At 70.2% G+C, this 20,482-nt stretch carries 18 protein-coding genes and 1 pseudogene; 5 read left to right on the top strand and 14 right to left on the bottom strand.

Annotated features, from left to right (window positions below; translation table 11 throughout):
• Genes ACIBLC_RS03775 through ACIBLC_RS03760 form a run of 4 tightly spaced genes read left to right on the top strand, consistent with a single transcriptional unit; the run spans position 1 to position 3,345 of the window.
• The gene (locus tag ACIBLC_RS03775) at positions 1–972 is read left to right on the top strand and encodes an ABC transporter substrate-binding protein (protein WP_399208993.1); all 972 of its coding nucleotides are present in this window, start codon (positions 1–3) and stop codon (positions 970–972) included.
• On the top strand, positions 969–1,742 hold the full coding sequence (locus ACIBLC_RS03770; RefSeq protein ID WP_399208992.1) for an ABC transporter permease: 774 nt from the start codon (positions 969–971) through the stop codon (positions 1,740–1,742). The genes ACIBLC_RS03775 and ACIBLC_RS03770 overlap by 4 nt, the downstream gene beginning before the upstream one ends.
• On the top strand, positions 1,739–2,518 hold the full coding sequence (locus tag ACIBLC_RS03765) for an ABC transporter permease (protein WP_399208991.1): 780 nt from the start codon (positions 1,739–1,741) through the stop codon (positions 2,516–2,518). Before ACIBLC_RS03770 ends, ACIBLC_RS03765 begins: the two co-directional genes overlap by 4 nt.
• A 20-nt stretch (positions 2,519–2,538) precedes the next feature.
• Positions 2,539–3,345 carry an ABC transporter ATP-binding protein gene (locus tag ACIBLC_RS03760; protein ID WP_399208990.1) on the top strand — a complete coding sequence of 269 codons (807 nt, stop codon included), beginning with the start codon at positions 2,539–2,541 and terminating at the stop codon, positions 3,343–3,345.
• Here the strand turns inward: ACIBLC_RS03760 and ACIBLC_RS03755 are convergent.
• From ACIBLC_RS03755 to ACIBLC_RS03695, 13 genes and pseudogenes are all read right to left on the bottom strand, one after another.
• Entirely contained in the window at positions 3,317–5,482 is a 2,166-nt protein-coding gene (locus ACIBLC_RS03755; RefSeq protein WP_399208989.1) for a discoidin domain-containing protein, read from the bottom strand. The genes ACIBLC_RS03760 and ACIBLC_RS03755 overlap by 29 nt on opposite strands.
• 63 nt (positions 5,483–5,545) lie before the next feature.
• Complete coding sequence (locus tag ACIBLC_RS03750; RefSeq protein ID WP_399208988.1) at positions 5,546–7,156, bottom strand: glycoside hydrolase family 13 protein; 1,611 nt, start codon at positions 7,154–7,156, stop codon at positions 5,546–5,548.
• A 39-nt stretch (positions 7,157–7,195) separates the two neighbouring features.
• The gene (locus ACIBLC_RS03745; RefSeq protein ID WP_399208987.1) at positions 7,196–8,071 is read right to left on the bottom strand and encodes a carbohydrate ABC transporter permease; all 876 of its coding nucleotides are present in this window, start codon (positions 8,069–8,071) and stop codon (positions 7,196–7,198) included.
• Positions 8,068–9,030, bottom strand: a complete 963-nt coding sequence (locus ACIBLC_RS03740) for a carbohydrate ABC transporter permease (protein ID WP_399208986.1) — start codon at positions 9,028–9,030, stop codon at positions 8,068–8,070. Before ACIBLC_RS03740 ends, ACIBLC_RS03745 begins: the two co-directional genes overlap by 4 nt.
• 8 nt (positions 9,031–9,038) lie before the next feature.
• On the bottom strand, positions 9,039–10,385 hold the full coding sequence (locus tag ACIBLC_RS03735; RefSeq protein ID WP_399208984.1) for an ABC transporter substrate-binding protein: 1,347 nt from the start codon (positions 10,383–10,385) through the stop codon (positions 9,039–9,041).
• A 144-nt stretch (positions 10,386–10,529) separates the two neighbouring features.
• Complete coding sequence (locus ACIBLC_RS03730; protein WP_383684439.1) at positions 10,530–11,528, bottom strand: LacI family DNA-binding transcriptional regulator; 999 nt, start codon at positions 11,526–11,528, stop codon at positions 10,530–10,532.
• A 128-nt stretch (positions 11,529–11,656) separates the two neighbouring features.
• Positions 11,657–12,346 (bottom strand): GntR family transcriptional regulator, encoded by a 690-nt coding sequence (locus ACIBLC_RS03725; RefSeq protein WP_399208983.1) that lies wholly within the window; start codon positions 12,344–12,346, stop codon positions 11,657–11,659.
• A 79-nt stretch (positions 12,347–12,425) separates the two neighbouring features.
• Positions 12,426–13,427 (bottom strand): proline racemase family protein, encoded by a 1,002-nt coding sequence (locus ACIBLC_RS03720; protein ID WP_383684442.1) that lies wholly within the window; start codon positions 13,425–13,427, stop codon positions 12,426–12,428.
• Positions 13,428–13,480: 53 nt separating this feature from the next.
• Positions 13,481–14,380: a dihydrodipicolinate synthase family protein gene (locus ACIBLC_RS03715; RefSeq protein WP_399208982.1), complete on the bottom strand. Its 900-nt coding sequence runs from the start codon at positions 14,378–14,380 to the stop codon at positions 13,481–13,483.
• Positions 14,381–14,564: 184 nt separating this feature from the next.
• Entirely contained in the window at positions 14,565–15,872 is a 1,308-nt protein-coding gene (locus tag ACIBLC_RS03710; protein WP_399209279.1) for an FAD-dependent oxidoreductase, read from the bottom strand.
• 408 nt (positions 15,873–16,280) lie between these two features.
• Positions 16,281–16,454: pseudogene (locus ACIBLC_RS03705) on the bottom strand (FAD-dependent oxidoreductase); the annotation flags it as partial.
• Positions 16,447–16,746: a (2Fe-2S)-binding protein gene (locus ACIBLC_RS03700; RefSeq protein ID WP_399208981.1), complete on the bottom strand. Its 300-nt coding sequence runs from the start codon at positions 16,744–16,746 to the stop codon at positions 16,447–16,449. The gene ACIBLC_RS03700 and the pseudogene ACIBLC_RS03705, both read right to left, overlap by 8 nt.
• On the bottom strand, positions 16,743–17,894 hold the full coding sequence (locus tag ACIBLC_RS03695) for an NAD(P)/FAD-dependent oxidoreductase (protein ID WP_399208980.1): 1,152 nt from the start codon (positions 17,892–17,894) through the stop codon (positions 16,743–16,745). The genes ACIBLC_RS03700 and ACIBLC_RS03695 overlap by 4 nt, the downstream gene beginning before the upstream one ends.
• Before the next feature lie 151 nt (positions 17,895–18,045).
• On the opposite strand from ACIBLC_RS03695, the gene ACIBLC_RS03690 reads away from it, so the two are divergent.
• The gene (locus tag ACIBLC_RS03690; RefSeq protein WP_399209278.1) at positions 18,046–19,455 is read left to right on the top strand and encodes an aminopeptidase P family protein; all 1,410 of its coding nucleotides are present in this window, start codon (positions 18,046–18,048) and stop codon (positions 19,453–19,455) included.
• A gap of 261 nt (positions 19,456–19,716) precedes the next feature.
• Here the strand turns inward: ACIBLC_RS03690 and ACIBLC_RS03685 are convergent, their stop codons facing one another.
• Positions 19,717–20,376: a hypothetical protein gene (locus ACIBLC_RS03685; protein ID WP_399208979.1), complete on the bottom strand. Its 660-nt coding sequence runs from the start codon at positions 20,374–20,376 to the stop codon at positions 19,717–19,719.
• Between the last annotated feature and the right edge of the window lie 106 nt (positions 20,377–20,482).

Below are 20,482 nucleotides of genomic sequence, written 5' to 3'. Positions count from 1 at the left end.
ATGCGTCGTCTGCTTGCCGGTCTCGCGGTCGGAGCCCTGCTGGTGACCGCCTCGGCCTGCGGTTCGTCCGACTCCTCGGGGTCGTCGGACAAGAACTCGTCGTCCGGAGGCACCACCACGGTCAAGGTCGGGGTCATTCCCATCGTCGATGTCGCGCCCATCTACCTCGGCCAGAAGAAGGGCTTCTTCAGCAAGCGGGGCCTGAAGCTCGAACTGACCACCGCTCAGGGCGGCGCGGCGATCGTGCCCGGCGTGGTCAGCGGCCAGTTCCAGTTCGGTTTCTCCAACATGACCTCGCTGATGATCGCCCAGTCCCAGAACGTGCCCGTCAAGGCCGTGGCCAACGGCATCGCCTCAACAGGAGTCGAGGGAAAGGACTTCGGCGCCCTCACGGTGAAGAAGGGCAGCGCCATCAAGTCGGCCAAGGAGCTGGAGGGCAAGAAGGTCGCCGTCAACACCCTCAAGAACATCAACGAGACCGCGGTGCGCGAGTCGGTGCGCAAGGCGGGCGGCGATCCGTCCAAGGTGAAGTTCGTCGAGCTGGCCTTCGACCAGATGCCCGCGGCCCTCGACGGCGGGCAGATCGACGCCGCCATGGTCGTCGAGCCGGCGCTCGCCACGGTGAAGAGCCAGGGCGCGGTCGAGATCGCCTCGTCACTGGTCGACGTCGCCAAGGACCTGACGGTCGCCATGTACTTCACGTCGGCTCAGTACGAGCAGCAGAACCCCGAGTTGGTGAAGAAGTTCCAGGAGGCCGCCGCCGAGTCGCTCGCCTACGCCGACACCCACCCGGACGAGGCCCGCGAGATCGTCACCACGTACACCAAGATCCCCGCCGCGGTGCTGGCGAACGTGGTCCTGCCGAAGTGGCCGGCCGAGCCGAACCGTGCCTCGATCGAGGCACTGGCGAAGCTGGGCGAGACCGACGGGCTCTTCAAGACGGCCCCCGACCTGGACAAGCTGCTTCCGTGAAGGGACTGAACTCCGCACTGGGTGCGGCCGGGCTCGCGGCCTTCCTCGCTCTCGGCGAGGCGGTGCCGCGGCTCGGCCTTGTCAAGGAGGAGTACTTCCCGCCGACCAGCCGCATCGCCGACGCGCTCTGGCAGGAGCTCGACGACGAGGTGTTCTGGACCGCACTCGGCGACACCCTCACCGGCTGGGCGCTGGGGCTGGCGATCGCGGTGACCGCCGGAATCCTCGCGGGCGTCCTGATCTCGGTCGTGCCGCATCTGCGCGAAGCCACCGCGTCCACCATCGAGTTCCTCCGCCCCATCCCCTCCGTCGCCCTGATCCCCCTCGCCGTCCTCCTCTACGGCACCGAACTGCGCTCCGTCCTCCTCCTCGTCGTCTACGCCTCCTTCTGGCAGGTCCTCATCCAGGTTCTGTACGGCGTCCAGGACGTCGACCCGGTCGCGGAGGAGACGGCACGCTCCTACGGCCTCGACACCTGGGCACGGACCCGCCATGTGCTCTGGCCCTCGGCCCTGCCGTACGTCATGACGGGCGTCCGGCTTGCCGCCGCGGTCGCCCTCATCCTCACCGTGACCGCCGAACTGGTCATCGGAGCACCGGGGTTGGGCAAGAACATCGGGGTCGCCCAGGCGTCCCAGGCCGTCCCGGAGATGTACGCCCTGCTGGTGGTCACCGGTCTGCTGGGCCTGCTGATCAACGTGGGTGCCCGCACGGTGGAGCGGCGGGCACTGGCCTGGCACCAGTCGGTGCGCGGGGAGGTGATGGTGTGAGGAACGTCCTTCTGCGTGCGCTCCACGTCGTCGCGCTGCCCGCCCTGCTCGTCATCGTCTGGTGGTTCGCGTCCGCCGGGAGCACCGACGTCTTCTGGCCGCCGCTGCGTACGATCCTGAAGACCTTCCCGGAGGTCTGGACGGCCGACCGGCTGCGTGCCGACGTCCTGCCCAGCGTGGCGCGGCTCCTCGTGGGCTACACGTCGGCGGCCGTCGTGGGCGTCGCGGTGGGCACGGTCATCGGCTCCTACCGCCGTGTACGGGCCTTCTGCGAACCGGTCCTGGAGTTCCTGCGCGCGGTCCCGCCGCCCGTACTGGTCCCGGTCATCATGCTGTTCGCGGGCATCGGGGACACCATGAAGATCGCGGTCATCGCGAGCGGCTGTGTCTGGCCGATCCTGCTCAACACCGTCGAAGGCGTCCGGGCGGTCGACTCCGTGATGTCCGAGACGGCGCGTTCGTACGGCATCACCGGCGTCGCCCGGGTGCGCGGCGTGGTCCTGCCCGCGGCGAGCCCGCAAATCTTCGCCGGCCTGCGTCAGGCGCTGTCCATCGGCATCATCCTGATGGTCATCAGCGAGATGTTCGCGGCCAGCAACGGCATCGGCTTCACCATCGTCCAGTTCCAGCGCGGCTTCGCGATCCCCGACATGTGGACCGGAATCCTGGTTCTGGGCCTGCTCGGCTTTCTGCTCTCGGTCGTCTTCCAGGTGGTCGAGCGCCGGGTGCTCGGCTGGTACCACGGGTTGCGCGCGTCCTCCCGGCGGTCCCCGTGAAACTCACGAAAGGGCGGTCCATGCTCGACGTACGCGGCCTGAACAAGGTCTACGAGGGTTCCGGCCGCCGGGTCGAGGCGGTACGGGACCTCACCTTCACCGTGGAGGCGGGTGAACTCGTCTGCCTGGTCGGCCCGTCGGGCTGCGGCAAGACCACGCTGCTGAAGTGCATGGCCGGACTGCTCACCCCGACCGCGGGCGAGGTGTCGCTGGGCGGCAACCGGGTCACCGGGCCGCCACCCGGGATGGCGTTCGTGTTCCAGGAGTACGGGCGCAGCCTGTTCCCCTGGATGCGGGTCGGCGAGAACGTCGAACTCCCTTTGAAGCAGAAGCGGTTGACCAAGGCACGGCGCCGGGAACTGGTCGCCGACGCGCTGGAGTCGGTCGGGCTCGCGGATGCCGCGGACGCCTACCCCTGGCAGCTTTCCGGCGGTATGCAGCAGCGTGTCGCCATCGCCCGCGCGCTCGCCTACGAGCCCGACGTCCTGCTGATGGACGAGCCGTTCGCGGCGGTCGACGCCCAGACGCGCGCCGACCTGGAGGATCTGGTGCGGGGGCTGTGGCGGCAGCGCGGGATGACGATCCTGTTCGTCACCCACGACATCGACGAGGCCGTCTATCTGGGCGAGCGGGTACTGATCCTCTCCGCCTCCCCCACCGTCGTACAGGAGCAGCTGAAGGTCGATCTCCCGGACGAGCGGGACCAGTTGCACACGCGGGTCGCCCCGCGCTTCGCCGAACTGCGGACCCATGTGTACGAACAGATCCAGGCGGCGAAGCGCGGGACGCCCCTCGAGCTCACGAAAGATACGCCTCCACCTCACTGAGCTGGGCCGCCGGCCAGCCGGTGTTGCCGGTGACGTTGACGCGCAGATGACGCAGGTTCGTGCCGCTGGGCAGGGAGACGGTGACCGTGTTCCCGGTGGCGGGGTCGAAGCGGTAGCCGGTCGATGCGACGACCGTCGAGTACGAGGAGCCGTCCGTGCTTCCCTGCACGGACAGGGTCTGGGTGCGGGCGCCCCAGGCCGTGGCGGGCGGCAGTTTCAGAACGACCCTGCGGACGGCCTGGGTTGAGCCGAGGTCGACCGTCAGGGCCTGAGGGAAGGCGTTGTTGGTGGACTCCCAGTAGGTGTTCGCGTCGCCGTCGACGGCTTTGCCCGGCGTGTAGACGTCCACCGAGCCGGTGGCGGTGGCGGCGCGGCCTTTGGCCAGGTTCGTGGTCGGGTCGGGATCCGGGTTTCCGGACCCCGGCTGCGGCCAGGCGGAGCAGTTGGACCAGGTGCTGTCCCAGCCGGAGTTGCCGCCGCCGTTGGTGAGGGTGAAGGTGCCGCTCGGGTAAGGGCAGTTGTAGACGCCCGCGGCGCCCACACCGGAGGCCTGGACGTTGCTGAACCTCGCCGCGCCCTGCGTCTCGGCCTGGACGACGACGGTGCCGACCCTGCTGACCGTCGCGCCGGTCACGGTCACGTTGCTCGTCGCGTAGCCGCGCCCGCCGCCCGACACGAACTCGAAGGCGCTGTAAGGGCTGTCGGTGATCGTGGTGTTGGTGATGTCGACCGTGGCGTTGATCGCGCTGTCGTAGGAGTCGACGCGCAACGCACCCATCGGGTGGCCCCAGTTGGGGTTCATCGCACCGGCGCGCACGAGCGTGTTGCCGTCGACCGTGATGGTGCCGGCCAGCGGGGAGAAGGGGTCGAGGAACTTCTGGTTGGAGATCGCGATGCCGCTGCCGAGGGCGTTGGTGTCCGAGATCAGGTTGTTCCGCACCGCGATGTCGGTGCCGCCGTAGATGGCTATGCCGTTGGCCAGGTTCGGCTGCGAGATGGTGTTGTTCTCGAAACTGCTGTTGGTGTCGGGCGAGTTGAGCGACCACATGGCGAGCGAGTCGTCGCCCTGGTTGCGCAGGAAGTTGTTGCGGACGCGGACGCCGTGCGCGTTCCCGTTCAGGTTGAGGCCGTCGGCGGTGGTGTCGAGGATGCGGTTGTTCTCGACGACAAGGTTGTCATTGTTCCCCGTCAGCCAGAGGCCGACCTTGAGGTGCTGGATCCACATGCCGGAGACCGTGGAGTTCGGGCCCAGCGAGCCGTTGACGAAGTTGTCCGGGTTTGTGTCGACGCGCTCGGTGACGTCGCCGATGACCGCGAAGTCCTTGAGGCGGACCGCTCCGGACGAGCTGCTCTGGTCGATGAAGCGTGAGGAGCGCACGACGGAGTACCAGCTGCCGGCGCCCTGCAGAGTCACGTTCTGGACTCCGCTGAGCGAGGACGTGATCCGGTAGTCGCCCGGCGGGATCCAGACCACGCCTCCCGGCGCGGCGGCGATCGCGGACCGGAACGCCTGCGTCGAATCACCCACGCCGCTGGGGTCGGCGCCCTTGTCGACGACGGAGACGGCTCCGGCGGGTTTGGTGGCTGCCGCGGCCACCTGCTCGAAGTCGGCGACGTCGACGGTGACTTGAACGGAGGTCGCCTGGAAGGCGATCTTGTCACCCGCCTGCACGTTCTGGCCGAGCAGCAGCCTGGCGTTGTCGAAGAAATGGTGGGTCCTGGCGCCCGCGATCCAGGAGGTGTCGACGTACGAGTACCTGGAGGTGATGGCGAGCGTCCTGGCCAGCTTCGTACCGTTGACGTAGACGTCGAGCGTCCCCGACTGGCCGTCGGGGACGCTGTACGCGACGTTCACGGCGTTGGCTGCGCGCGGCACGGTGAACTCGACGCGTTGCCCCGCGGCCAGCCGAACGGCCTGTCGCCCGGAGGCCTCGGAGGCGAGAGTCCCCTGGGTGTGGTCGGGGCCGACCTTCGTGCCCGTGGTGGTGGCGGACTCGGCCTCGACGGAGCTGAAGGGCAGAGTGGCGCCCGCGGCGGCCGTCGCGGGGTGGGCCGTGGTGACACTGAGCATGCCGGCGGCCAGGGCGACGGCCACGGCGGTGGCCTTCGCCGGCATGCGCCTGATGGATCTGGACATATGCCGATCCCTTTCGTGTGGGGGTGCGGGACAGCGGGGTGGTGCGGCGGCCCGGCTGCGGTGTCAGGCGCGCAGCCAGGCCGCCGTGTCCTGGGGGAGCCGGCCTTCGGTGTCCAAACGGCCGCTGGTGAGCAGCAGTTCACTGTGTGCGGGGAGTTCGGCCGGTTTGCCGGAAAGGTTGAGCACACAGCACAGCCCGTCGGTGCGGGCGAAGGCGAGAACACCGTTGGGGGCGGGCAGCCAGGTGAGCGGGCCGTCGCCGAAGCCGGGCTCGGTGCGGCGGAGGGCGAGTGCCTGGCGGTAGAGGGCGAGCATGGAGCCGGGATCGGCCGCCTGGTGGTCCGCCGCGTACGCGGACCAGCCGGTGGGCTGCGGAAGCCAGGGATCACCGCCGAAGCCCGCGTGCGGCGCGTCGCCGTGCCACGGCAGCGGAACCCGGCAGCCGTCCCGGCCCGGGTCGGTGCCGCCGGAGCGGAAGTGCATCGGGTCCTGGATGCGGTCGCGGGGTATCTCCGCCTCGGGCAGGCCGAGTTCCTCACCCTGGTAGACGTAGACCGCGCCGGGCAGGGCGAGCGAGAGCAGGGCGGCGGCGCGGGCGCGCCGGGTGCCGAGGGCGGGGTCCGCGGGGGTGCCGAAGGCCTTGGTGGCGAAGTCGAAGCCGGTGTCCTCGCGGCCGTAGCGGGTGACCGTGCGGGTGACGTCGTGGTTGCACAGCACCCAGGTGGCGGGCGCGCCGACCGGGGCGTGTTCGGCGAGGGTCTCGTCGATCGACGTGCGCAGCCGTGCGGCGTCCCAGGGGCAGGACAGGAAGGAGAAGTTGAAGGCGGTGTGCAGCTCGTCGGGGCGCAGGTAGCGGGCGAAGCGCTCGGTGTCGGGGAGCCAGACCTCGCCGACGAAGATGCCGTCGTAGTCGTCGGCGACCGCGCGCCAGGCACGGTAGATGTCATGCAGCTCGTCGCGGTCGACGAAGGGGTGCGGGTCGCGGCCCTCCACGAAGTCGGGGAGGTCGGGATCCTTGGCGGGCAGTGCGGCGGAGTCGATGCGGACGCCCGCCACACCCCGTTCGAACCAGAAGCGCAGGACGTCCTCGTGTTCCTGCCTGACCGCCGGGTGCGCCCAGTTGAGATCGGGCTGCTCGGGGGTGAACAGGTGGAGGTACCAGTCGCCGTCGGGCAGCCGGGTCCAGACGGGTTCGGTGGAGCCGACGAACTGCGACGGCCAGTCGTTGGGCGGGAGTTCGCCGTGCTCGCCGCGTCCCGGACGGAAGTGGAACAGTTCCCGCTCGGGGCTACCGGGTCCTGCCGCGACGGCCGCGCGGAACCAGGCGTGCTGGTCGGACACGTGGTTGGGCACGATGTCGACGAGGGTGCGAATGCCCAGCTCCCTCGCCTCGGCGACGAGTTTCTCCGCCTCGGCGAGGGTGCCGAAGGAGGGGTCGATGACGCGGTAGTCGGCGACGTCGTAGCCCCCGTCGGCCATCGGTGACAGGTACCAGGGGTTGAACCACAGGGCGTCCACGCCGAGTTCGGCGAGGTACGGGAGTCTGGCGCGGACGCCCGCGAGGTCGCCGGTGCCGTCGCCGTCGCCGTCCGCGAAGCTGCGGACGTACACCTGGTAGATGACGGCGGAGCGCCACCATTCGCCCTGGGTGCGGGCAGGGGAATGCTGTCCCACGGTGCCTACCTTTCTGTGAAGCTCTGGAAGGGGGTGGGGTCAGCCCTTCGTGCTGCCCGCGCTGATCCCGGCGATGATGTGCCGCTGGAACACCAGGAACATCGCGACCATGGGGATGCTGGCGATCACCATCGAGGCCAGCAGCACGGTCAGCGGAATGTTCTGCGACAGCTGGACGAGGGCCACGCTGATGGGCTGTTTGTCGGTGTCGGAGAAGACCATCAGCGGCCAGAGGAAGTCCTGCCAGACGGCGACGAGGGCGAAGATCGACACGACTCCCAGCACCGGCCTGGACATGGGCAGCACGATCGACCAGAGGGTGCGCAGCCTTCCGGCGCCGTCGATCTCGGCGGCCTCCAGGACGTCCCGCGGGATCTGGTCGAAGAAGCGTTTGAGGAGGTACAGGTTGAAGGCGTTGGCCACGGCCGGCAGCCAGATGCCGAGCGGATCGTTGAGCAGGCTCACATGGATGAGCGGGAGGTCGGCGACGGTCAGGTACTTCGGGACGACCAGCGCCTGGGCGGGGACCATCAGGGTGGCGAGGATGCCGCCGAGGACGATTCTGCCGAAGGCGGGCTTCAGCTTGGACAGGGCGTAGGCGGCCGCCGTACAGAACACGAGCTGGAGGATCCAGGCGCCCGTCGCCTGCACCACCGTGTTCCACAGGTGGGTGGGCAGGTCCATCAGGTCCCAGGCGTCGGTGTAGCCGGTGAGGCTCCACTTGTCGGGGACGAGGGTCGGGGGTGTGCGGGTGACCTCGTCCGGCGATTTCATGGCGCCGGTCACCATCCAGTACACGGGGAAGAGGAAGGCGAGCGCGAAGAGCAGGACCACCCCGCTGAAGACGGTCCAGTAGAGGGCCTTGCCGCGGGGGCGGGCCAGGGTGAGCGGGGAGACGAGCGTGCGGGTGCTCATGAGTCCTCGCCTCCGGAGCGGGTCAGCCGCAGATAGAGCGCGGAGAAGGCGCTGAGCAGGACGAGGAGCATCACGCTCAGGGCGCAGGCGCCGCCGAAGTCGTTGTAGAGGAAGGCGTACTTGTAGATCAGGTACAGGACGGTCACGGTCGAGTTCTCGGGGCCGCCGCCCGTGATGACGAACGGTTCCGTGAAGATCTGCATGGTGGCGATGATCTGCAGCAGCATCAGCATCAGGATGATGAAGCGGGTCTGCGGGATCGTCACATGGCGGACGCGCTGCCAGATGCTCGCGCCGTCCAGCTCGGCCGCCTCGTACAGCTCGCCGGGGATGCCCTGGAGCGCGGCGAGGTAGATGAGGACGGTGCCGCCGAGGTTGGCCCAGGTGGCGACGATGACCAGTGACACGAGTGCGGTGTCGGCGCCGTTGGACCAGTTCGAGGTCGGCAGGTGCAGGAAGCGCAGTGCCTCGTTCGCCAGGCCCGCTCCGGGATCGTAGAACCACTTCCAGAGCAGGGCGCTGACCACCGGCGGAATCATCACCGGCAGGTAGACCACGACTCTGAAGAAGGCCTTCGCGTGCCGGAGTTCGTTCAGCACGAGCGCCATCACGAAGGGGACGGCGAAGCCGATGAGCAGGGCGAGGACCGTGAAGGTCAGGGTGTTGCGCCAGGCGGCCGTGAACTCCGGGTCGTGGAAGACGCGGGTGAAGTTCTCGGTGCCGACCCACTCCGGCTCCGCCCCGGGCGTGTACTTCTGGAAGGCGATCACGACCGCGCGGATCGCCGGGTACCAGGAGAACAGGGCGAAGCAGAGCAGGCCGCCGATGAGGAAGGCGTACGCGCGGGACTGGTCGGCCAGCCGCCGGCGCAGTGGACGCGCGGACGGTCCGGGCCTGGGCGCCTCCACCGGACGGAGGTCCGTCGGTGGAGGCACCGTGGGCTTCGATGCGGTCTTCATGAACGTGGTCAGCCCCGGGACAGGATGGAGTCGATCTTGCCGGACGCGTCGCTCAGGAGCTTGTCGATGTCGGCGTCCTTCTTGGTGAGGACCGCGGAGACGGCTCCGTCGAGTACCGAGTAGATCTGCTGGGCCTGCGGCGGCTCGATCTTCATGTCCAGGCCCTGGTTGCCGTCGAGGAAGGGCTGGTAGTTCTCGACCGGGACGTTCGCGTTGGCACCCTTGACCTGCTGGTCCTTCTCGTCTGCGGCGCCGGTGAACAGGCGGGGCTCGGGCAGGCCGACGGGTGCGTCGTTCTTCTTGGCGCGGGCGTAGTCACCGAGGAAGCCGTCGCCGGGGGTCAGGAACATCGAGTCGAGCCACTTCAGGCCCGCCTTGATCTGCTCGGGCGACGCCTTCTTGTTGAACATGTAGCCGTCGCCGCCGATGAGCGTGCCCTGGCCGCCGGGCATGGGAGCGAGGGCGAGGTCCTTGTAGTTGCCGCCCTTCTCCTTGACCAGGATCGGGATGTTGTCCGGCGCGGAGAGGTACATGCCGAGCTTGCCCGAACCCATCATCTGCTGCACGTCGTTGATGACGAGGAGCTGCTTGCTGCCCATCGAGTTGTCGGTCCAGCGCATGTCCTTGAGGTTCTGCAGGACGGCCTTGCCCTGGGGGGTGTCAATGGCGGCCTTCTTGCCGTCCGCGCTGACGACGTCGCCGCCCTGCGAGTACAGCTCGGCGGTGAAGTGCCAGCCGCCCTGGTTCTGGGCGCTGTAGTCGGCGTATCCGACGGTGCCGTCGCCGAGCCCGGCTATCGCCTTGGCGGCGGCGCGCAGCTCCTCCCAGGTGGCCGGGGGCTTCTCCGGGTCGAGGCCCGCCTCTTCGAAGAGCTTCTTGTTGTAGATCAGGCCCATCGAGTAGCCGGTGCGCGGGACGCCGTAGATCTTGCCGTCGACGGTGTAGATGTCGCGCAGCTGCTGCTGGATGGTGTCGTAGCTCTTGAGATCCTTGACGTAACTCGTGATGTCGGCGGCCTGGTTGATGTCGACGACGTGCTTGGCGTCGGTGAAGTAGGTGTAGAAGACGTCCTCCATCTGACCGCCGGCCAGCTTGGCGTCGAACGTCTTGGGGTCCTGACACGGGAACGCGTCATGCGCGACGACGTCGATGTCCGGGTTGGCCTTCTCGAAGGCCTTGATGTCGGCCTCGAAGAACGAGCGGTCGACCTTGGCGCTCTTGGGCGGCATGCAGTTGACGGTGATGCTGGTCTTTCCGTCGGCCGTGTCGTCGCCCGAACCGCAAGCAGTTGCGGTGAGCGCGAAAGAACACGCCATGAGCGTGATGCAAGTACGGCGGAACCCGGTGCTTCTCATCGGTGGACCCCTTTGGGCAGGAGCGGGTGGAACCCTTTGGCAACCCGTGGCCTGGAGCGGTGGGCGCCGCACACTCAAGCACCGACGACATCCGTCCGCAAGATGTCGCGCAGAATCTGTAATTATTTGACAGTCACGTGTTCCTCAGCGGCGCGGGGCTTGCGCTGTGGAACCACGGACCACCAACTCCGGCTCGAACAGCAGCTCTTCGGCGGTGACACTGCTGCCGCCGATCTGAGCGTTCAGCAGCTCGACGGCCGCGCGCCCCATGGCCTCGATGGGCTGGCGCACGGTGGTCAGCGGGGGCTCGGTGCAGTTCATGAACGCCGAGTCGTCGTAGCCGACCACGGAGACCTCGCCCGGAACGGTGAGACCCCGGCGGCGGGCGGCCCGTACGGCGCCGAGCGCGAGCGGGTCGCTGGCGCAGATGATGCCGGTGACGCCCTGGTCGAGCAGCCGGGTGGCCGCGGCCTGGCCGCCCTCCAGCGAGAACATCGCGCGCGCGACGTGCTCGTCGGGGAGGTCGGGCGCGAGCACCCGCGCCGCGGCGAGCTTGCGCCCAGAGGGCATGTGATCGCCGGGGCCGAGGACGAGTCCGATGCGCTCGTGGCCGAGCGAGGCCAGGTGGCGATAGGCCTGCTCGACGGCGACGGCGTCGTCGCAGGAGACGCAGGGGAAGCCGAGGTGCTCGATGGCCGCGTTCACAAGCACCACCGGAATGTTGCGGTCCGCGAGCTGCCGGTAGTGATCGTGCGGCGCGTCCGCCTGCGCGTACAGGCCGCCCGCGAACACCACGCCGGAGACCTGCTGTTGAAGCAGCAGCTCGACGTAGTCCGCCTCGGAGACGCCGCCCTTGGTCTGGGTGCACAGCACCGGGGTGAGACCGAGCTGCGCGAGCGCCCCGCCGATCACCTCGGCGAAGGCCGGGAAGATCGGGTTCTGGAGCTCGGGCAGTACGAGGCCCACGAGCCGGGCGCGTTCACCGCGCAGCTGCGTGGGCCGCTCGTAGCCGAGGACGTCGAGGGCGGAGAGCACCGCCTGCCGGGTGGAATCGGAGACTCCGGGCTTGCCGTTGAGCACCCGGCTGACCGTGGCCTCGCTGACCCCGACCTTCTTCGCCACCTGAGCAAGTCGTCGCGTCATGCACGCAAGAATAGCGCAAAATATGCAAACGGCTTGCGTAACAGCGTACGAGGAGTGGGGCGGGCCCTCTTTCCAGCCAGGGCGCCGGCCTGCGGACCGGGGCCCCGGTGTGCGGTGGCCGGGCGGCTCTAGTCGGCGGCCCAGAGACCCCGGACGTGGCCGAGGTGCCGGGTCATCACCTCACGTACGGCGCCCTTGTCGCGGTCGAGGAGCGCGTCGAGGAGTTCGAGGTGCTCCTCGGCGGACTCCTGGAGGCGGCCCGCCTCGACGAGGGCGTTGAGGCCGTACAGGCGGGAGCGTTTGCGCAGGTCGCCGACGACCTCGACCAGGTGCGCGTTGCCCGCGAGGGCGAGCAGGCCGAGATGGAAGCGGATGTCCGCCTCGACGTACGCGATGAGGTCGCCGGCCGTCGCGGCGGTAACGATCTCCCGGGCGGCCGGGCGCAGCGCCTCGAGGGAGACGTGGTCCGCGGTGACGGCCAGTTCCACGACCGTGGGGATCTCGATGAGGGCGCGGATGTGGGTGTACTCGTCGAGCTGCTTCTCGGAGACCGCGGTGACCCGGAAGCCCTTGTTGGGCACGGTGTCGACCAGGCCTTCCTTGGCGAGGTCGAGCATGGCCTCGCGCACCGGCGTGGCCGAGACACCGAATCGGGCGGCGAGGGTCGGCGCGGAGTAGACCTCGCCCGCCCGCAGCTCACCGGCGATCAGCGCGGCCCGCAGGGCGTCGGCGACGCGCTCGCGGTAGCTGCGCTTCTTGCCGCCGAGCGTCGGCAGGACGGGGGCGGCGGAAGGTGCGCTGCTGCGCTGGGCGGGCATGGAGAGTCTCCTCGTACGGGCATTTTCATTCTCACGTGCCATATGCAATGTCACGCGGTACCAGTATCTCCGGAAGGTCCTAGAGAACGAATCCGGCCGGGAACGGGTCGGACGGGTCGAGCAGGTACTGGGCGGTGCCGGTGATCCAGGCGCGGCCCGTGAAACTGGGCAGCACGGCGGGGATTCCGGCGACCTCGGTGGTGCCGAGCAGCCGTCCGGTGAACTGTGTCCCGATGAAGGACTCGTTCACGAACTCGGTGTGGAGCGGGAGTTGGCCACGGGCGTGCAGCTGCGCCATGCGCGCGCTGGTGCCCGTACCGCAGGGTGAGCGGTCGAACCAGCCGGGGTGGATCGCCATGGCGTGCCGCGAGTGGGCGGCGGTGGCGCCCGGCGCGAGCAGGTGGACGTGGTGGCAGCCGCGGATGGAGGGGTCCTCGGGGTGGACGGGCTCGCCCTCGGCGTTGACGGCGTCCATCAGCGACAGGCCCGCCTGGAGGATGTCCTCCTTACGGGCCCGGTCGAAGGGCAGGCCGAACTCCTCCAGCGGCAGGATCGCGTAGAAGTTGCCGCCGTACGCGAGGTCGTAGGTCACCGTCCGCCCGTCGGCCAGCGTGGCCTTGCGGTCGAGGCCGACGGAGAAGGAGGGCACGTTCTTCAGGGTGACGGCCTTCGCGGCGCCGTCCTCGACCGCGACCTCGGCGACGACGAGGCCCGCCGGGGTGTCGAGCCGGATGGTGGTGACCGGCTCGACGACCTCGACCATGCCGGTCTCCACCAGCACGGTCGCCACCCCGATGGTGCCGTGGCCGCACATGGGGAGGTAGCCCGAGACCTCGATGTAGATGACGCCGTAGTCGCAGTCGGGGCGGGTGGGCGGCTGGAGGATGGCGCCGCTCATCGCGGAGTGGCCGCGCGGCTCGTTCATCAGGAGCTGCTTGATGTCGTCCCGGTGCTCACGGAAGTACAGCCGCCGCTCGTTCATCGTCGCGCCGGGGACCGTGCCGATACCGCCGGTGATCACCCGGGTGGGCATGCCCTCGGTGTGCGAGTCGACGGCGTGCAGGACGAGTTTGCTGCGCATGGGATCACTGACTCCTGAGGGTTGAGGACGGGCTCCTGATGGTTGCGGGCGGGTCAGGCGAGACCGGCGTCGACGGCCTGCTCCGTGGCGGCGCGGACGGCGGCCTCCTGCTCGGGCAGCAGCGGGACGCGCGGCGGCCGGACCGGACCGCCGTGCCGCCCCACGATGTCCATGGACAGTTTGATGGCCTGCACGAACTCGACCTTGGAGTCCCAGCGCAGCAGCGGGTGCAGTTGGCGGTAGAGCTTGTTCGCCGTGTCGAAGTCGCCCTCGACGGCGGCGTGGTAGAGCTCGACGCTCGCGCCGGGGAGCGCGTTCGGGTAGCCGGCTACCCAGCCCTTGGCGCCCGCGACGGCGAGTTCGAGGAGGACGTCGTCGGCGCCAATCAACAGGTCGAGTCCGGGGGCGAGTTCGGCGAGCTGGTAGGCGCGCCGCACATCGCCGGAGAACTCCTTGACCGCCTGGATGAACCCCTCGTCGTACAGCTTCGCGAGCAGCTCCGGCACCAGGTCGACCTTGGTGTCGATGGGATTGTTGTACGCGACGATCGGGACGCCCGCCTTGGCGACCTCCTCGTAGTGCGCGAGGACCGAGCGCTCGTCGGCCCGGTAGGCGTTCGGCGGCAGCAGCATCACGGAACGGCAGCCGGCGTCGCGGGCCTGCTCGGCCCAGCGGCGGGACTCGGCGGAACCGTAGGCGGCGACGCCGGGCATCACGCGCGAGCCGCCTATGGCCGCGACCGCCGTCTCGACGACCTTGGCCCGCTCCTCGGGCGTGAGCACCTGGTACTCACCGAGGGAACCGTTCGGCACCACGCCGTCGCAGTCGTTCTCGACGAGCCAGGCGCAGTGTTCGGCGAACTTGTCGTGGTTCACGGAGAGGTCGTCGTTCAGCGGGAGCGCGGTGGCGACGAGGACGCCGCGCCAGGGGCGGTTCTCGGTGGTGGCGGTCATGTGCCGGTCCTGTCTCGATAGGGTGTGACATTTTACTGGCGGATGTCGGTGCGACGGGGTTTGTGGGAGCTGCGGGGCTCGGTCGCCGTCAGATTCCGGGGGCGGCGAGACTCGGTCGCCCCCGGAATCCGGGCAGAGGGCCTGAGACTCGGTCGTCGTCGGATTCCGGGCAGAGGGCTGAGACTCAGTCGTCGTCGGGCTCCCCGGCGTGGGCGAGTACTCCGAGTGGCACGGGGCGGGCCAACAGCCGCCGGGCGGCCGACTGTTCGCACCCGGCGAGGCCCGCGACCGCGGGTTCGCAGATCCGGCCCTGGCACCAGCCCATGCCGGCCCGGGTGAGCAGCTTCACGGTTCGCACGTCGCCCGCGCCGAGTTGGCCGACGGCCTCGCGGATCGCACCGCCGGTGACCTCCTCGCACCGGCACACCACCGTGTCGTCGGTGACCTGGTCCGTCCAGTGCGCGGGCGGTGCGTACACGGTGTCGATCGCGGCGAAGAACTCCCGCGTTCTCGTACGGGAGTCGGCCGCCGCTGCCCACTCGCGCGGGTCGGGTTCGCGGCCGTTCAGCCGGGCGGCGATCGACTGTCCCGCGATGTGGCCCTCGGCGAGCGAGAGCGTGGAGCCGCCGATGCCGGTGGTCTCGCCCGCGGCCCAGACACCGGGCACGTCGGTCCGCTGTTCCCCGTCGACATGGACGACGAGGCCGTCGACACGGCAGCCGAGCGACTCGGCGAGATCCGTGTGCGGCAGCATGCCGTGCCCGACGGCGAGCGTGTCGCATGCGATACGCCGCTCGGTGCCGGTCCTGACGCGCCCGTCGTCGTCGAGCGCGGCGACGGTCACGGCGGTGAGCCGCTCACTGCCGTGCGCCTCCACAACCGTGTGCCGGGTGAGCGACTTGACGCGGTGCCGGAGGAGTTGAACCGCGTACCGGGCTCCCTCGGCGACCTTGCCTGGCTGGGCGGCCAGCGCCCCCGCCCTCCGCGCGAGCCTCCTCGGATCGGCAGACTCGACGAGCGCGGCGACGTCGACCCCGGCCGCGGCGAGCCCCGTAGCCACGGGCAGCAGCAACGGCCCGGTCCCGGCCACCACCGCCCTCCGCCCCGAAACCACGAGGCCGCCCTTCAGCATGGCCTGGGCACCCCCGGCGGTGACGACACCGGGGAGGGTCCAGCCGGGGAACGGCAGTACCTTCTCGTAACCCCCGGTGGCGAGGAGGACGGCGTCGGCGCGAAGGGTGACGGAGGCTTCCTGAAGGGGGCCGGTGAGAGCGTGGATGGTGAAGGAACGGGCGGGAGCCGTCGGCTGGGCCGCGCCGATCGCTGCGGCCCCGTCAGGGACCCCGGCCGCACGGGCTGCTTCCGGCCCGCCGGGCGCCGCGGCCACGACTGCCTCGGACCCGCCGGGAGCCACGGCCACACGGAGCACCTCAGACCCGCCGCGGACCTCGGCTACCCGGACCACCTCAGGCCCCCCATGGGCCTCGGCCACGCCGACCGCCTCAGACCCGCCGGGGACCTCGGCCACACGGAGCACCTCAGACCCGCCGGGGACCTCGGCTACCCGGACCGCCTCAGGCCCGTCATGGCCCTCGACCACGCAGACTCCCTCAGGCTCAGACCCGCCATGAGCCTCGGCCACGCCAACCGTCCCAGGCCCGCCATGGACCTGGGCCGCGCCGACCGTCCCAGGCCCGCCCGGGACCTCGCTCGCGCCGACGGCTCCGGACCCGTCGGAGACACCGGTCACGTCGACCACTCCAGGCCCGCCAGGAACCCCACCCGCGGCGCGCTCGACCAGCCACACATGGTGCCCCGCCAGATGCTCGATGCTGCCGGCCTCCACCCCCCGGGCGAGGCCTCGCGACAGCCTCTCCCACGTGCGCCACTGGTGGTGCAGTGCACGTGGGCGACGGGCACCGAATCCCGCGGCCGGCTGGCGGTAGAACTGGCCGCCCGCCTCCGGCGCGGAGTCGATCAGCGTGACCCGGATGCCTCGGACCGCCGCGGCCAGGGCGGCGGCGAGGCCCGCAGGACCCGCGCCGATCACCGCGAGGTGGGGTCGCTCAGTCATCGTGGCCTGTTCCCTCCTGCGTGCGGATGGTGTCGCCCGGCCGGACCGGGACGAGGCAAGCCCGTTGGTTGGGGCGGCCGTTGACGGTCACGAGGCAGTCGAAGCAGACGCCGATGCCGCAGAAGACGCCACGCGGGCGGCCGGCGCCCCGGGTGGTGCGCCAGGAGGTGACACCCGCCGCCCACAACGCGGCGGCGACGGTCTGACCCGGCCGGGCGTCGAGCTCGCGGCCGTCGAGGGTGACGGTGAACGCGGGCCCCGGCTGGGCCTGGACGAGCTCCAGGGGATTCACACGGACTCCTCGGGGAAGCGGTCGGGCCGGAACGGCGCGAGGCCGAGGTCCGGTGTCTTGCCGGTGAGGACCTGCGCGATCAGGTGACCGGTGCCGGTGGCGAGCCCGATGCCCGCGCCCTCGTGCCCGCAGGCGTGGAAGAGGCCGGGCACCCGCGGGTCGGGCCCGAGCGCGGGCAGGTGGTCGGGCATGTACGGGCGGAAACCCAGGTACGTACGCAGCGCGCGCACGTCCGACAGGAACGGGAAAAGCCTGGTCGCCCCGGCCGCGAGAGCCCGTACGGCAGGCAGCGAGAAGGACCGGTCGAAGCCCACCCGCTCGCGGCTGGCGCCGATCAGGATCGGCCCGGCGACGGTCCCCTCCACCACGGGCGAGGTCTGGAGCGCCGCCGAGTCACTGGCCACGTCGGCGACATAGTCGGCGGCGTACACCTTGTGCCGCACCATCCGGGGCAGCGGCTCGGTGACGAGGACGAACCCCCGGCGGGGCAGGACGGGCAGGGAGACCCCCGCGAGCGCCGCCACCGCCGCGCCCCAGGTCCCGGCCGCGTTCACCACGGCCGGGGTGTGGATGTCACCCCGGTCGGTCCGCACCCCGCGCACCGCGCCCCCGGCCGTGCTCAGCACCTCGGTCACCGTCCGTCCGGTCAGCAGCCGGGCCCCCGACGCCCGCACCAGATGCGCGGCGGCCAGGGCCGGCATCACCTGGGTGTCCTGCGGGTAGAGGACGCCACCGGCGAGCCCGGGTGCCAAGTGCGGCTCCAGGTCGTGGAGTTGGTCCGCTCCGACCGCCGTCGCGGTGACCCCGCCAGCCCGCTGCCCCGCGGCGAAGGCTTTCAGCGCGGCCAGCCCTTCGGGCCCGGAGGCCACGACGAGACCGCCCTTGGCCTCGTACTCGATCGCCCGCCCCAGGGACTCGGCGAGTTCCGCCCACAGGCGCCCCGAGAGCAGCGCGAGGCCGAGCTCGGGTCCGGGCTCCTTGTCGGAGACGAGCAGGTTCCCCTCGCCCGCGCCGGTCGTGCCGCCGGCCACCGGACCACGGTCCACCAGCGCGACGTCCAGACCGGCACGAGCCGCGTAGAAGGCGCAGGCCGCGCCCACCATTCCGGCTCCGACCACCACGACATCGCAGGTCAGTCGCTTGCTCACGGCAGTACTATGTCACATGCTTCTCTCGCTGGGAACAACCGGACTGACCGGCCGGGAGCAGTGCGGTACACCGAGCACGAACACCGGACACGACACAGCGCGCAGCACCGCGCGCAGACGCAGCGACCGACACACAGAAGAGGTGCCCGACGTGGCCAAGGGCCGGAAGAACAGTCTCTATCCAGGGATCTCCGACGAGCTTTCCGCCCTGATGCGGACGGGCTGGGCCGACACCGAGCGGCACGACCTGCGACCGGACGAACAGGCGCCGCACGCGTCCCGCCGCCGCGCCGCGCTCTCCGCCCGCTTCCCGGGCGAACGGCTCGTCGTCCCCGCGGGAAGTCTCAGGATCCGCTCGAACGACAGTCACTACCCGTTCCGCGCGTACACGGGCTACGTGCACCTGACGGGCGATCAAGCTCGGGACGGCGCACTGGTGTTGGAGCCGCGCGCGGACGGCGGGCACGACGCGCACTGTTACCAGCTCCCCCGCGACAGCCGGGACAGCGACGAGTTCTGGACGGGCATGACGTCCGAGCTCTGGATGGGCCGCCGACGCTCCCTCGCCGAGTCGGAGCTGGTGTTCGGCCTGCCCTGCCGTGACATCCGTACGATCGCCGAGGACCTCAGGGATACCGGCGTACCGACCCGTCTCGTGCGGGGCCACAGCGCCGAACTCGACGCGGCGCTCGCCACGGACGAGGAGCGGGACGCCGAGTTCGAGGAGGCGGTGTCCGCGCTGCGGCTGGTCAAGGACGCGTGGGAGATCGGCGAGATGCGCCGTGCCGTGGACGCGACGGTCCGCGGATTCACCGATGTCGTACGGGAGTTGTCCCAGGCCGTCGCCACCTCGGAACGGTGGATCGAGGGCACCTTCTTCCGCCGCGCCCGCGTCGAGGGCAACGACGTCGGCTACGGCTCGATCTGCGCGGCCGGCGAACACGCCACGATCATGCACTGGACGGACAACGACGGCCCGGTCCGTCCCGGCGAACTGCTCCTGCTCGACGCGGGCGTGGAGACCCGCACGCTCTACACCGCCGACGTCACCCGCACCCTCCCGGTCAGCGGCACCTTCACCCCGCTCCAGCGGAAGGTCTACGACGCGGTGTACGAGGCCCAGGAAGCCGGCATGGCCACGGTGAAGCCGGGTGCGCGCTTCCGCGACTTCCACGAGGCCGCCCAACGGTCCATGACCGCACGGCTGGTGGACTGGGGCTTCATCGAGGGCCCGGCCGAGCGGGCGTACGAGCTGAGCCTCCAGCGCCGCTTCACCATGGCGGGCACCGGCCACATGCTCGGACTCGACGTGCACGACTGCGCCATGGCCCGCAACGAGGAGTACGTCGACGGGATCCTGGAGCCGGGCATGGTGCTGACCGTCGAGCCCGGCCTCTACTTCCAGCCGGACGACCTGACCGTGCCCGAGGAGTGGCGCGGCATCGGTGTCCGGATCGAGGACGACCTGCTGGTGACGGCGGACGGCCACGAGAACCTGTCGGCGGGGCTGCCGCGCTCGGCCGACGAAGTCGAGGCCTGGATGCGGGAGTTCGCCGGGTAGCCCGGCCGTTTCGAATCCTGCACCCGGTCGCCGTGCCGGCGGACAGCCGCTGCGCCGCGTAGATCGGAATCACCAAGGGGCCGGACTTCGTTCAGTGCCCCGGCGCGGACCGAGGGCTTCGGTGGGGTCCCGATGGTGCCGTACGACGGGGTTCCGCTCGTGCTCGTGGTGCCACCCGGAACGCGTAGCTGAACGGGCTCACACCACGGTGGTGCTACCGACGCCCGCCTCGCACCCCCGTGACGCGACCGCCGCGCGGCCTCACACCGCGCGCAGCTCCGCCGCGCCGTTGCGGGTCTTGCGGGCCCTGCGCGGTCCGGTCACCGCGTCGTGCCGGGCGTCGCGCAGGACCAGCGTCATCCGGGTGTAGCCCATGTCATGAAGGGACTTGGGGGTGTCGCCGACGATCCGGCAGTCCGTACGGCCCCAGCGCGGATCGGGGTGCACCAGCGGGCGTACGGCGCCGTCGGACTCGACGCCGTCCGGGCCGACCGCCCGGATCCAGTGCGGCAGACCGTGCCGGTAGGCGGCGTCCATGATCGGGTCCTGGGCGATGTCCCGGCGGATCGACTGGAGTGCTCGGTCCTGCTCGTTCCGCTCCACGGCGGCCGCGAAGTGGGCCAGCATCGGCAGACACCAGCTCGACTCGTGCTCACCGAGGACGGTGCTCGCGTCCGGATGGAACAGGACGAACCGGAGGAAGTTGTCGCCCGGCATCGCCGTCGGGTGGGCTCCCACACCGGCGAAAAGTGTCTCGAACGCGTCGTTGGACAGAACCACGTCCCAGCGCTGGTCGAAGACGACGGAGGGGAACGGGACGGCCTCGAGAAGTCCGGCGTAGTCCTGGAGATACGCCTGCGCTTCGAGACTCTCGGGGACAGGTCGCGGCTGGGACCGCTGCCATCCTGCCTGGTACGCCATCGGGAGGTCACCCCTCTTGCCTCTGCGGCCTTCACGCGGCGCCCCGATCCTGCTTCCCGGAGTGTTGCCGTGTCAACTATCGTGGCATTTGGCGTCTGTTGACGGC

Origin of the sequence: Streptomyces sp. NPDC050535 (assembly GCF_044457665.1) — a bacterium.
Taxonomy (GTDB): domain Bacteria; phylum Actinomycetota; class Actinomycetes; order Streptomycetales; family Streptomycetaceae; genus Streptomyces.
The sequence above is the reverse complement of the archived record's forward strand: the minus strand, read 5'-3'. Positions and strand labels throughout refer to the sequence as shown.

What these genes read in the sequence shown, in the direction of transcription:
- ACIBLC_RS03775 (WP_399208993.1), top strand. Translation starts at nt 1, where the DNA reads ATGCGTCGTCTGCTTGCCGGTCTCGCGGTCGGAGCCCTGCTGGTGACC.
- ACIBLC_RS03760 (WP_399208990.1), top strand. Translation starts at nt 2,539, where the DNA reads ATGCTCGACGTACGCGGCCTGAACAAGGTCTACGAGGGTTCCGGCCGC.
- ACIBLC_RS03755 (WP_399208989.1), bottom strand. Translation starts at nt 5,482, where the DNA reads ATGTCCAGATCCATCAGGCGCATGCCGGCGAAGGCCACCGCCGTGGCC.
- ACIBLC_RS03745 (WP_399208987.1), bottom strand. Translation starts at nt 8,071, where the DNA reads ATGAGCACCCGCACGCTCGTCTCCCCGCTCACCCTGGCCCGCCCCCGC.
- ACIBLC_RS03740 (WP_399208986.1), bottom strand. Translation starts at nt 9,030, where the DNA reads ATGAAGACCGCATCGAAGCCCACGGTGCCTCCACCGACGGACCTCCGT.
- ACIBLC_RS03735 (WP_399208984.1), bottom strand. Translation starts at nt 10,385, where the DNA reads ATGAGAAGCACCGGGTTCCGCCGTACTTGCATCACGCTCATGGCGTGT.
- ACIBLC_RS03730 (WP_383684439.1), bottom strand. Translation starts at nt 11,528, where the DNA reads ATGACGCGACGACTTGCTCAGGTGGCGAAGAAGGTCGGGGTCAGCGAG.
- ACIBLC_RS03725 (WP_399208983.1), bottom strand. Translation starts at nt 12,346, where the DNA reads ATGCCCGCCCAGCGCAGCAGCGCACCTTCCGCCGCCCCCGTCCTGCCG.
- ACIBLC_RS03720 (WP_383684442.1), bottom strand. Translation starts at nt 13,427, where the DNA reads ATGCGCAGCAAACTCGTCCTGCACGCCGTCGACTCGCACACCGAGGGC.
- ACIBLC_RS03715 (WP_399208982.1), bottom strand. Translation starts at nt 14,380, where the DNA reads ATGACCGCCACCACCGAGAACCGCCCCTGGCGCGGCGTCCTCGTCGCC.
- ACIBLC_RS03685 (WP_399208979.1), bottom strand. Translation starts at nt 20,376, where the DNA reads ATGGCGTACCAGGCAGGATGGCAGCGGTCCCAGCCGCGACCTGTCCCC.